This window comes from Acetobacter fabarum (assembly GCF_040702925.2).
Taxonomy (GTDB): domain Bacteria; phylum Pseudomonadota; class Alphaproteobacteria; order Acetobacterales; family Acetobacteraceae; genus Acetobacter; species Acetobacter fabarum_B.
In genome coordinates this window covers 244125-256691 of record NZ_JBFCXX020000002.1, presented here as the reverse complement: position 1 = coordinate 256691, position 12567 = coordinate 244125, and the positions used below count along the sequence as shown (strand labels likewise).

The following is a 12567-nucleotide window of genomic DNA, read 5'->3' as shown; positions in this document are numbered from 1 at the left end:
TTTGCAGCTCAGGGTACCTGCTTTGGTGTTTCATCCAGCCGCATGACAATATGCCCCATTTTGGGGTGCTCTACTTCCAGCCTGACAACCGACATGCCTATGTTGGGAATGTTCTCAAACCAGACCCGACCAATCTGTGGCTGTCTGAGTTTGCTGAACTGCCCATTGGCCGTAAATCCCTTGACCTGCTGCAAAACAAAATTGCAGGTCACGGATTCGTTCCCCCACGCACGGGACGCGCTGGAAGGCGGCCGCTCCACCCCCGTATTACGCAGGCTCAGCACGCTCAGGCGCAGGCCATCGAAAAGTTTCTGGGAAGATTCATCACAACGGTTATGGGTTTGCATCTGGTGCACCAGCCCAACCAGCAGGGCGACAATATCCTGCGCGCCTGCCCGGTCTTCGGGGGTTACCTTTTCCCGGGTGCCTATGGGAGGCTCCTGCACCGTAATCTGCGGTACACCCGCCTGATACGTCATATGCAGGTGACTCTGCTCATGGTTATAGGTGCCTGCGCTGTCATACTGTGCAGGTTCAGCCTGCCCGTTGGCCAGAAACTGGCCAGAGCCCTGCATCCGCATATCGGTCTGGACGAACAGACCAAAAAAACCCGCAGTCTGAACCTGTGCAATGCCGCTATAGGCATTGATCCCCAACCTGTAGCCAACATTGGCAGTTAACACATGCAGACCATGCATATTGATCAGGTACCGGGCTGTGGTCTGCACAACGCCTCCCTCCGCACGGGCCTGTAGCCCGGCAGGACAAAAGGCCAGCGGCAGCATGCCAAGGACCATGCCCACGGCAATACCGCGCATAGGGCGGCGGCACATGTTTTTCCGGTTCATTATTCCAGCCCGCATAGCAGCAAGACGCATGTTCTGTTCCACTCCGCCCGCAGGCAAACCCTTATCCCGCGCGATAACCAAGCCGGAAGGAAACAGCCTCTGCCAGACGGGAGGCAACACCCCCCAGACGCGCAACGCTGTACCGCCCCAGCTCCGCCTGCGGCAGGCTGATCCCGATTCCGGCCAGTGCACGCCCTGAATGGTCTTTGACAGCCGCGCCAAAGCACCACAGCCCGTCATGCACCTGCTCGTCATCCACCGCATACCCGCGATCCTTGATTTCGGCAATTTCGCGCACCAGCGTTGTCACCGAGCATATGCCGTTGGGCGTCAGGGGCTGGGGCCATGTCGTGACAGGGTGCAGGGCCAGCCATTCCCGGAAGGAGGCATCATCCATACCAGCCAGCATGGCATTGCCTGTGGCCGTAAATATGGCAGGCAGGCGCATCCCCACCCTGAAGGACGCCCCCAGTACGGTCGCGCTGTTACGGCAGGCCACATACACGACCTCGGCCCCCTCCAGCATGGTGAGGGTAACGGTAAAGGCCTCCAGATCCGAGCGAGTCTCCAGGACATGGTAGAACTCGCTCACCAGATCCCGCTTTTCCGTAACATCGCCTGCCCAATCAAGCAGACGTGTTCCCAGCCGGTACCCCTGCGTGACTGTTTTTTCCAGCAGCCCCAGCTCCTGCATAACAGCCAGCAGACCATGGACCGTGCTGCGCGGTAAATCGAGCTGGCGGGCCACATCTGCCGCCAGAGGCGGTTTGGCGGCATCCTTGACCATATCAAGTATACGAACGGCCCTGCGTAGAGCGGGAACCGTATCCTGCGATTTGGACATGTTATTCTTATTTTCCATGTTGACAGGAGAGGCTCATATCTTCATATTCCACATACGGGATCGAGTTCAACATAATGAACAACAAAAAGCAGAACACGATCTTGCCGCGCACAAGATGTGGTGGAAGTCTGGCACAAGAACCCGGAACAGGGCAGCAGGCTTCCACCCACTACTTGCAGACAGCATAACATCTCGCTCCTTCTCTTGTGGTGCGCTACACAGGATGCCTTACCTGCCACAAAAGCAGCAAAAGGGCAGCACCTTGGCAACAAGCATATACGATTTTACCTTACCCGCACTCGATGGCAGCAGCATTGATCTGAGTGCCTACAAGGGCCAACCCATCCTGATCGTGAACACTGCCTCCAAATGTGGGTTTACCCCGCAATATGAAGGGTTGCAGGCTTTATGGACACAGTTCCACAAAGCCGGGCTGGTGGTGATTGGCGTTCCCAGCAATGACTTTGGACAGCAGGAACCCGGCACATCGGAAGACATCGCAACATTCTGCCAGAAGAACTACGGCGTTGCTTTCCCCATGGCAGCGCGCAGCGTTGTCAAAGGCCAGAACGCCGTACCGCTGTTTAAATGGCTGGATACAGAGCTGGGCTTTCTGGCACGCCCCAGATGGAATTTCTTCAAATATCTGATCGGGCGTAACGGCCAGCCTGTTGCGTGGTTTTCCTCCATAACAAAGCCTACCTCTGCCCGCGTGCGCAATGCGGTTGAACGGGCTTTGCTACCTGCGGGATAAACCTGCAAACAAAAAAGCGGCATTCCCCTTAGCGCAGGGGAATGCCGCTTTATGCAGCATGTCTTCTAGCGCGTAACAAGCTTGCCATCGCGCAGGGTTATAACCCGGTCCATGCGCGGCAGAAGTTCCTCATTATGGGTTGCGACCAGTGCGGCCAGACCGCGCTTGCGCACGGCTTCCAGCAGTTCGGTAAACACTGTGTCTGCCGTATGCACATCCAGGTTGCCAGTAGGCTCATCCGCCAGCAGCAGGGAGGGTGCATTAGCCAGCGCGCGCGCAATAGCCACACGCTGCTGCTCCCCACCAGAAAGCTTGCCCGGCAGATGGTCCACCCTGTGGGCGAGGCCAAACATCTCCAGCAGGCGCTCAGCTTCCTTCCGGGCTACCCGCTTGGGCACCCCTGCGATCATTTGCGGCAGAACCACATTTTCCCGCGCGGTAAATTCCCCCAGCAGATGATGGAACTGGTACACAAACCCGATCTCATCCCGCCGCAGGGCTGTGCGCCCGGCATCGGCCATGGTGCTGGTCGATTGCCCACGAATAATAATGTCTCCCGCATCCGGCGTATCCAGCAGACCAGCCAGATGCAAAAGCGTGGACTTACCCGTACCCGATGGCGCAACAAGCGCCACGATTTCCCCCGCATTCAGGGTAAAATCCGCCCCCTGCAAAATGGGCAGCACATCATGCTCCCCACTGCGATAGGTTTTTTGAACGCCCTTAAGGCGGAGCACCGCAGTATCATTCATGACGTAGCGCCTCGACCGGGTCTGTTCTGGCTGCGCGCCAGGCTGGATACAATGTTGCCAGAAGCGAAAGCAGAAGCGCCATGCCAATTACCTCGCCAACCTGCCCCCATTCCAGCTTGGCTGGCAGGTGTTCGAGGTAATACACCTCCGGGTTAAACAGGTTTGTACCCGTCAGGCTTTGCAGCAGTTGCCTGATGCGCTCAATATTCATGCAGAACACAATGCCCAGTGCCGTCCCCGCCACCGTGCCTGTGACACCTACCGATGCCCCACACATCAGAAAAATACGCATAATGGCGCCACGGCTGCCCCCAATGGTGCGCAGCACGGCAATGTCGGCCGTTTTGTCCTTGACCATCATGATCAGGGAAGAAATGACATTGAACGCCGCCACAACGATAATCAGGGTCAGGATCAGGAACATCACGTTCTGTTCCACCTGCACGGCCCCGAACAATGCGTTGTTGGCCGTTGTCCAGTCCAGCACCCGCAAACCCGGATCATCCACAGCCCTGACAATGGCCAGAGTAACCGGACGCACATGCTGCGCATCCTTTGTGGCGACCTGAATCTGCGTCACCTTGCCCGGCATCTGGAAGTATACCTGAGCGGCGTGCATGGGCAGGAACACAACGCTGGAATTATAGTCATTCACCCCGGCGTCAAAAATCGCGCTCACACGGTATGAGCGCACACGCGGTACCGTGCCAAAAGCGGTGGCGGCCCCTTCGGGTGAAACCAGCGTCAGGCGCGAACCAATAGACAGCCCTGCCCGCTCGGCCATGGTTACGCCGACCACAATGGAGTCATCCCCCTGACCAAACTGGTCCAGAGACCCCGCGACAAGGGAGGAACTGACCGCAGTAAGGTCGTGCAGGCCCTGAGCCGTAATGCCGTGCACCACACCACCGGCACTGTAAGACCCGGCACTGAGCAGCACCTGCCCTTCTATAATGGGTGTGGCACTCAGCACATCGGGAACAGAGCGGACTTCCTGCGCCACATCCTCATACTGGGAGATGGTGCGCCCTGCGCCATAAATGGTCAGGTCCCCGTTGAGGCCCAGAATACGGCCCATAAGATCGGCCTGAAAACCGTTCATCACCGCCATGACAATGATCAGCGTTGCAACACCCAGCGCAATACCAACCAGAGAAAATATGGCGATGATGGAAACAAACCGCTCCCCACGCCGCGCGCGGAGATAACGGCCAGCCACCGCACGCTCGAAGGGACCGAACATGGCGATCAGCCTGCCAGAACCAGAGCCAGCGCTTCATCCACGCTCAGTTCCTGCCGTTCCCCTGTGGCGCGGCGTTTAAGTTCCACCCGACCTTCCTTGGCGCCGCGGGGGCCAACCACGATCTGCCACGGATGGCCCATCAGATCGGCATCGGCAAATTTTACACCGGCCCGTTCGGACCGGTCGTCATACAGGAATGCTTCTGGCGCTTTCGCGTAAATCCGCTCGCACATCTCATCACACAGCGCATCACCGGACTTCAGGTTCAGGATGGCAGCGCGGAAAGGAGCGACGGAATCAGGCCAGATAATGCCGTTTTCGTCGTGGCAGGCTTCAATAATAGCCCCGGCAAGGCGGGAGACCCCAATGCCGTAGGACCCCATTTCGGGGAAGAACTGCGCACCGTCGGCACCGCTAACACTCACCCCCATGGATTCCGTGTATTTGGTACCAAAGTAGAAAATATGACCAACCTCAACGCCGCGGCCTTCGCGCTTCTGGGCATCGGGCACGGCGTCCCATGCTGCCGTATCATGCATTTCATCCGTGGCGGCATAAGGCGTGGTCACACGGTTGAAGAAGGCTTCCAGCGCGTCGGGGCTGCTGGTGTCCACGGGTTCGTCCAGCCAGTCCTGATCTTCCAGTGCGGCATCATAGAACACCCCACTTTCCCCCGTTGGGGCCAGAATAAGGAATTCGTGGCTCAGTTCCCCACCGATTGGCCCCGTATCGGCCCGCATGGGTACAGCGCGTACGCCCAGACGCTGAAAGGTGCGCAGGTAAGCCAGCATCATGCGCCGGTAGGTGGCTACGGCAGATGCGTAATCCACATCAAAGCTGTAGGCGTCCTTCATCAGAAATTCGCGGCCACGCATCACGCCAAAGCGGGGGCGCATTTCATCACGGAACTTCCACTGAATGTGGTACAGAACCTGCGGCAGATCCTTGTAGGATTTCACTGACTGACCAAACAGGTCTGTCACCATTTCCTCATTGGTTGGTCCGTATAGCAGTTCGCGCTTGTGGCGGTCCTGAATACGCAGCATTTCCGGCCCGTACGCATCGTAACGGCCGGAGCGACGCCACAGATCTGCGGACTGCAAGGTAGGCATAAGCACTTCCTGCGCATCCACCCGGTCCTGCTCTTCACGCACAATCTGGCTGATGTTGCGCAGCACCTTAAGCCCGGCTGGCAGCCAGGCATAAATGCCCGAAGCCGTCTGGCGGATCAGCCCCGCGCGCAGCATGAGCCTGTGAGAGACGATCTGCGCCTCTGCCGGATTTTCCTTGAGGGTGGGAAGAAAGCTGCGCGAAAGACGCATGTGCATTCAGCCTTGTATGGGGCGTGCCTCCGGCAAAAAAGAGGCATGCCTGTGTTATCTGTTATCAAGCTGTAAAACAGCCCTGAACGAAAGAAAACCCGGCAGGACCGGGCTTTCTTGTTCGTCGGTATATAAAACGCCTTATACGCGCAGCACGTGCACATCCACCAGCGGGCGCTTTTGCAGCTTGCGGCCAAGGGCGCGACGCAGGGCGGTTTTGGCAGCCTCGCGGAAAGCTCCGTCCTCGCTGCGCAGTTCATCGGGGATCACGTCCAGCGCGTTGGCGAATTCCTCGCGCACACGCACACTTTCCAGATCATCCGGGTCCAGCAGGCCGGGCGCACTCACCTTGGGGTCGCCAATAACAAAGCCTTCGTCATCCACAGCAAAGCTGCCAATGACAATGCCGTTGAACAGCATTTTGCGGCGGGCTGCCAGCACGCCACCATTCATGGGCAGCAGGCGGTTGCCGTCCAGCGCAAGGCGACCTGTGGGGGCGGTATCCACCACTTCCAGTTTGCCCGGAGAAAGGCGCAGAATATCACCATCTTCCAGCAGAACGGGAGTAATACCCATTTCCTGTGCCAGAGCGGCCTGTGCAGTCAGATGCCGCCATTCGCCATGCACCGGCACCACATGCTGGGGCTTGAGCAGTTCATACATCTTCTGCACGTCACCACCCGTGGCATGGCCCGAAACATGCACAAAATGTTCACGGTCGGTAATGACCTTAACGCCACGCTTTGCCAGATTATCCTGCACCGCCATGATCGCCCGTTCATTACCCGGGATCATGCGGCTGGAATAAATGACCGTATCCCCTTCCCCGAGGGAAATATTGGGATGCACATCCATGGAAATACGCGACAGAGCCGAGCGCGGCTCGCCCTGGCTGCCCGTGATGATCATGAGTAGCTGGTCATCAGGCACATCGTTCACGTCCTGCTCGCTCAGGAACGGCAGAACACCGGACAGATAACCGCACTCACGCGCAGCCGTATCCAGATTACGCAGCGAACGCCCGACCAGTACAACCGTACGGCCCGCAGCCTGTGCAGCCATGGCAATGGTTTCCACCCGCGCCACGTTAGAGGCGAAGCAGGTCACGGCAATGCGTCCCTTAAGGCTTGCCACCAGTTCGGTCATGCTCACACGCACTTCGGACTCGGAGCGCGAAGGGCCGGGCTTCATCACGTTCGTGCTGTCGCACACCAGCGCAAGAACGCCTTCCTCACCAATTTCGGCAAGGCGGTTCAGGTCTGTTGCGGGACCAACCAGCGGTTCGGGGTCAAACTTCCAGTCCCCTGTATGAACCACAATCCCCGCCGGAGTACGCAGGACCATGGACTGAGCTTCCGGCACGGAATGCGTAACCGGCACGAACTCGATGTCGAACGGTCCCACATTAAAGCGCGCACCGGGCATGATCACACGGATCGGCACATCCATCAGGCGGGCTTCAGCCAGCTTGCGGCGCAGTACGGCACTTGCAAACGGAGTGACGTAAACAGGGCATTGCAGCATGGGCCACACATGCGCCACGGCACCAATATGGTCCTCGTGTGCATGGGTAATGACCAGCCCGGCCAGCTTGTTCCGGCGCTCTACGATAAAAACGGGGTCGGGCACCAGAATTTCCGCTTCAGGGGTGTCATTCCCGCTAAAGCCAATGCCACAGTCAATCGCCAACCATGTATCGCCCTGACGATACAGGTTGAGGTTCATGCCAATCTCACCCGTTCCGCCCAAGGGCAGAAAGGCCAGATCGCCGTTCTGTTCAGTCATATTATCCGATTATCCTTCAGCCAAAAAATCTCGTTCTACTGTCAGTTTTGGCAGGGGGTTCCGCCCCGCCAGCAAGCGCAACCCGTTAAGGGTCAGCATTGAATCCACATGGTCAAAGACCGTTGTCCCTTCCGAGAAGAGCGGAGCCAGACCACCTGTTGCGAGCACCTTCATGGAAGGCCCCACTTCACGGCGGATCCTCTCAACGATCCCCTCGATCAATCCTACATACCCCCAGAACACACCTGAGCGCATGGCTGCAACTGTATTCCGCCCAATAGCGGATTCCCCTACGGGGCGACCAATACCAATACGGGGAAGTCTTGCCGCAGCCTGATGCAATGCCTCGACCGACAGATTGATGCCGGGCGCAATAACACCGCCACAGTAACTTCCCTCCTGATCCACCACATCAAACGTGGTGGCCGTTCCAAAATCTATAACCGTCAACGGACCCCCATAGGTGTAATGGGCGGCAAGACCGTTGAGCAGACGGTCCACCCCGACTTCATCGGGGTTGTCCATCTTGATGGCAAACCCCCAGTCCAGCCGGGCGGAGGCCAGCAATGGCTCTACAGCAAACCACTGGCGGCATAAAGTGCGCAAATGGTACAGGGCTGCGGGCACCACCGTACCGATAACAGCCCCTTCAATATCATCAGAGGCCAGACCCTGCGTTTTCAGCAGCGCTTGCAGCCACACCCCATATTCATCCGAAGTCCGCTGGGGCTGCATGGTAATCCGCCATACACCACGCCATTTTTCGCCGTCGTGTACAGCAAATACAACATTGGTATTCCCTGCATCAATGACAAGTAGCACGCCTATGCGCCCTTTTCCATAAGCAGAATATCCCCTGTTGCGATGGTCTTCATGCCACCTTCCGTGTCCAGCAGCAGGCGGCCATCTGGTGCCAGACCTGCAAAGAGCCCTTTCTCATAAGTAGTCCCGCCCTGAACGACAAGGGGGGTCCCAACAGGATGCGCCCTTTCCAGCCAGGCGGCGCAAATGCTGGCAAAGCCTTTCTGCCGCCATTGATCAGACCAGAACGCAAGCGCGTCCAGCACATACCGGGCCACAACCTCCACATCCGGGACTGAACCACATTGCGCAAGACAGGCCACCGTGCGCTCCAGCACGCCCGGATCAGGAGCCGAAACAAGATTGGCCCCAAGGCCAACAAGAACGTAAGATCCCTCCCGCTCGATGAGGATACCCCCCATCTTGCACCCGTCCAGCAGGATATCGTTCGGCCATTTGATCATGAGGTGGGGCCGGGCAGCAGGCTGCGCACGTAAAAGCCCATCATAAAACCCGAGGGACGCAACAAAAGGCCAGCCCCCCAGCGCTTCCGGCCCGGCCTGTGTGCCGTCCAGCACAACACTGAGTGCCAGCCCCTGCCCGCCATCCAGCCATGTACGGCCACGGCTGCCCCGACCTTTGGTCTGCCGCCGGGCCAGAACCGCAAGCCCGGCAACAGGGTTGCCCGAACGGCAGGCGTTCAGGCAATAATCGGAGGTCGATGGCAGCTCATCAAAACAGGTGAGCCGCCAGAAATCACCCTGCCCGCTCATCCAGCCAGAGCAAGTGCGGCCTGATGCGCCACAGACATAATTGGCCCAAGCACAACAGCAAAAACAACAGTTGCAACACCCATCCCGCCCGAAACAAACAGAAGGCTGGGTGCGGGGCGGTCCAGCGCATGGGCTGGCGCATCAAAATACATAACTTTTACAATCCGCAGATAATAATAGGCTCCGACAATGCTGGACAATGCGCCAATGCACACCAGCACGTAAAGGCCGGATTGCCATGCTGCGGCAAAAACCATGAACTTGCCAAAAAAGCCAGCCAGAGGTGGCGCGCCGACCATGCTGAACATGAACACGGCCAGAGCCAGCGCCATAGCCGGGTCCGAGCGCCCAAGGCCCGCCAGATCCGCAATGGAGTTCACTTCCCGTCCGTTGCGGCGCATGGCCGTAATGCCTGCAAAAACACCGGCATTCATAACAAAATAGGCGGCAAGGTAAATAAGCGTGGCCTGCGTACCGGCTGTGGAAGCCGCTGCCAGCCCCATCATGGCGTAACCCATATGCCCGATGGAGGAATAAGCCATGAGCCGCTTGATATTGGTCTGCGGAATAGCCGCAAAAGCCCCGTAAACCATGGACAGGACAGAGACCGCTTCCACCAGTATCTGCCAACGGGGAGCAACGGAGCCAAATGGCCCGGCCATAACGCGCAGGAACAGGGCAAAAGCTGCAAACTTGGGTGCCCCGGCCATATATGCCGTAACGGGTGTTGGCGCGCCCTGATACACATCGGGCGTCCACATATGGAACGGCACGGCAGAAAGCTTGAAGCACAAGCCCACAACAATGAAGACAATACCCACGACCAGACCCATGGGAGGCATGGCCGCGGCCCGGACCGCATCGACCAGCCCGGCATACTCCATGGTGCCCGCATACCCGTACACAAGCGAGATGCCATACAGCAGCAGGCCCGACGCCAGAGAACCGAGGATAAAATACTTCATCCCCGCTTCAGACGAGAGAACATTATCCCGTTCCAGAGCGCACAGGATGTAAATGGACAGCGAGGAGAGTTCCAGCCCGACAAACAGTGTCATCAAATTGGCTGAGGACGCCATAAGCATGGCCCCCAGCGTGGAAAACAGCATGAGCACCGGGGTTTCAAACGGCAGGGGCTGCCGCGCAGCAGTACGGTAGCTTACGCTCAGCGCCACGGCCACAAAGCCGCCTGCCAGAATAAGCACCTTCATGAACCGGGCAAAGCCATCATTCACAAAGGTCCCTGCATACCCTGCCCCCGAAGGAGACAACACAACCAGAAAACCGCAGACCAGAAAGGCCGCCAGACTGAGTATGGCGGCGGGGAAAAACCCTTCCCCTTTCCGCTGGAGTACACCGGCCACCAGAATGACAATACCCGACAGGGCAAGCATAATTTCAGGCAGGGCTACGGTCCAGTTGAACACTGTCACACTCATCGCTGCGCACTCCGCAGAGGATAGGAAGAGGATTGGGTCGGAATGGCGTTGGTCATGCTAAATCACCCGCACAGCGCAACTGTCAGCAGCACCACAAGTCCTGCCAGCATGGTAAAGGCATAAATGGCAATGGAACCGCTCTGGAGCCGGACCGCCTGCAACGCGCCATCCCGCGTGGCACGCACGATATCAAGCGGCAGACCTTCCACGACCCCTTCATCCGCCCCTTTCCACAACACACGGGCCAGTGCTGCATATGGGCGTACGAAAATCCTGTCGTACAATTCGTCAAAATACCATTTGTTAAGCAGAAACCGGTAAACCGGCCCAAAACTGCGGGCCAGTGCGGCCGGCACATGCGGTGCGCTCACATACAGCACAAACGCCAGCGCAATACCCGCAAGCCCCGCAAGGCTGGGGAGCAGCGCAATAAGCGCAGGCACGTGCTCAAACGCCTCCATAATGTGGTTGGCAGGCGCATTCATGATCGCCCCGTTCCAGAACGCACTCTGATGCGCGCCAATATAGAACGGTGCCAGCGCCATACCGGCCACAACCGCACCAATGGACAGCGCCAGCAGCGGCACGGTCATAACCGCCGGACTTTCATGCGCATGATCACGGGCATGCTCATCATGCGGTTTGCCATGAAAGACCAGAAACAGGAGCCGCCAGCTATAAAACGCTGTCAGGAACGCGGTAATGCTGCCCATGGCCCATGCGTAATGGCTATAGGAGGCATCGGACGCCCAGAGCGCGTTGAGAATGGCATCCTTGGACCAGTACCCGGCAAACGGATAAACCCCGGCCAGCGCCAGACTGCCCAGCCACATGACAACATAGGTAACGGGCAGTTTTTTCCACAGGCCGCCCATGCGGAACATGTTCTGCTCATCATGCATGGCATGAATGACCGAACCAGCGGCAAGGAACAGAAGCGCTTTAAAGAACGCATGCGTGGTCAGGTGGAATACCGCCGCCTGATACGCCCCCACCCCAACGGCTGCGAACATGTAGCCAAGCTGCGAGCAGGTAGAATAGGCGATGGTCCGCTTAATGTCAGGCTGCACCATGCCAACGGTTGCGGCAAAAAAGCAGGTTGTTGCCCCGATCAGAATAACAAAAATGCGCGTACCCGGCGCAAACTCCAGCAATGGCGACATACGCGCCATAAGGAACACACCCGCCGTAACCATGGTAGCCGCATGAATAAGGGCGGAGACAGGTGTAGGGCCTTCCATGGCATCGGGTAGCCATGTGTGCAGGAACAACTGAGCCGACTTGCCCATAGCCCCGACAAACAGCAGGAAGCAGATGACTTCCAGCATCCGGAAGGAAACGCCACAGAGCGTATAAGGGGTGTCAAGCACCGCAGGCACGGCAGCAAAAATGGTATCGTACTGCACCGAATGGAACAGAACGTAAATCAGGCCAATGCCAACAATAAAAAACAGGTCCGCCACACGGTTGACCACAAAAGCCTTGATGGCCGCAGCCGTAGCGGCCGGACGGTCGTACCAGTAGCCAATCAGCAGGTAGCTGGCCAAGCCGACACCTTCCCAGCCAAAGAAAAGCTGGATCAGGTCATTGGAAGAGACCAGCATGAGCATGGCGAAGGTGAAGAGCGAAAGGTAGGAGAAAAACCGGTAGGTTGGCATGCTCTCATGGCTCATGTAGCCAATGCTGTAACAATGCACGAGCAGCGAGACCACAAGCACCATGGCGGTCATGGTCACGGAGAGTGTGTCAAACCGCAGGGTCCATGTTGCGTCAAAGCCCCCGGCATGCACCCACTGCGCCAGCGGAACAGCAGCGTGGGGAAAACCCCCAAGCCAAGCCTCACACAGCGCACCCACACTGCACAGGGCGGCAACCGCCATACAGGCAATGGTTACAACCTTGGCGAGGGTATCCCCCATAAAGCGGCCACCAAGGCCCGCCACAACCGCCCCCGCCAGAGGCGTTAGCACGGCAACGGAAAACAGAGTGAGTTCTGTTTGCATAAC

At 58.0% G+C, this 12567-nt stretch carries 11 protein-coding genes; 1 reads left to right on the top strand and 10 read right to left on the bottom strand.

Annotated features, from left to right (window positions below; genetic code table 11):
- Positions 1 to 8: 8 nt before the first annotated feature.
- Positions 9 to 833: a hypothetical protein gene (locus AB2L51_RS03595; RefSeq protein WP_395581259.1), complete on the bottom strand. Its 825-nt coding sequence runs from the start codon at positions 831 to 833 to the stop codon at positions 9 to 11.
- Between the two features lie 76 nt (positions 834 to 909).
- Positions 910 to 1692: an IclR family transcriptional regulator gene (locus tag AB2L51_RS03590; RefSeq protein WP_395581260.1), complete on the bottom strand. Its 783-nt coding sequence runs from the start codon at positions 1690 to 1692 to the stop codon at positions 910 to 912.
- Between the two features lie 223 nt (positions 1693 to 1915).
- On the opposite strand from AB2L51_RS03590, the gene AB2L51_RS03585 reads away from it, so the two are divergent.
- Positions 1916 to 2446: a glutathione peroxidase gene (locus AB2L51_RS03585; protein WP_395581261.1), complete on the top strand. Its 531-nt coding sequence runs from the start codon at positions 1916 to 1918 to the stop codon at positions 2444 to 2446.
- A 65-nt stretch (positions 2447 to 2511) separates the two neighbouring features.
- Here AB2L51_RS03585 and AB2L51_RS03580 read toward each other — a convergent pair whose 3' ends face one another.
- From AB2L51_RS03580 to nuoL, 8 genes are all read right to left on the bottom strand, one after another.
- Complete coding sequence (locus tag AB2L51_RS03580) at positions 2512 to 3198, bottom strand: ABC transporter ATP-binding protein (RefSeq protein ID WP_395581262.1); 687 nt, start codon at positions 3196 to 3198, stop codon at positions 2512 to 2514.
- Entirely contained in the window at positions 3191 to 4441 is a 1251-nt protein-coding gene (locus AB2L51_RS03575) for a lipoprotein-releasing ABC transporter permease subunit (protein WP_395581263.1), read from the bottom strand. Before AB2L51_RS03575 ends, AB2L51_RS03580 begins: the two co-directional genes overlap by 8 nt.
- A 5-nt stretch (positions 4442 to 4446) precedes the next feature.
- Positions 4447 to 5763: a proline--tRNA ligase gene (gene proS, locus AB2L51_RS03570; RefSeq protein WP_395581264.1), complete on the bottom strand. Its 1317-nt coding sequence runs from the start codon at positions 5761 to 5763 to the stop codon at positions 4447 to 4449.
- 141 nt (positions 5764 to 5904) lie between these two features.
- Positions 5905 to 7548, bottom strand: a complete 1644-nt coding sequence (locus AB2L51_RS03565) for a ribonuclease J (protein ID WP_395581265.1) — start codon at positions 7546 to 7548, stop codon at positions 5905 to 5907.
- 9 nt (positions 7549 to 7557) lie between these two features.
- Positions 7558 to 8370, bottom strand: coding sequence for a type III pantothenate kinase (locus AB2L51_RS03560; protein ID WP_395581266.1), 813 nt, complete (start codon positions 8368 to 8370; stop codon positions 7558 to 7560).
- A gap of 2 nt (positions 8371 to 8372) precedes the next feature.
- Positions 8373 to 9122 carry a biotin--[acetyl-CoA-carboxylase] ligase gene (locus AB2L51_RS03555; RefSeq protein ID WP_395581267.1) on the bottom strand — a complete coding sequence of 250 codons (750 nt, stop codon included), beginning with the start codon at positions 9120 to 9122 and terminating at the stop codon, positions 8373 to 8375.
- Positions 9119 to 10561, bottom strand: coding sequence for an NADH-quinone oxidoreductase subunit NuoN (gene nuoN, locus AB2L51_RS03550; RefSeq protein WP_395581268.1), 1443 nt, complete (start codon positions 10559 to 10561; stop codon positions 9119 to 9121). Before nuoN ends, AB2L51_RS03555 begins: the two co-directional genes overlap by 4 nt.
- Before the next feature lie 62 nt (positions 10562 to 10623).
- Positions 10624 to 12564 (bottom strand): NADH-quinone oxidoreductase subunit L, encoded by a 1941-nt coding sequence (nuoL, locus tag AB2L51_RS03545; RefSeq protein ID WP_395581269.1) that lies wholly within the window; start codon positions 12562 to 12564, stop codon positions 10624 to 10626.
- Positions 12565 to 12567 lie beyond the last annotated feature (3 nt).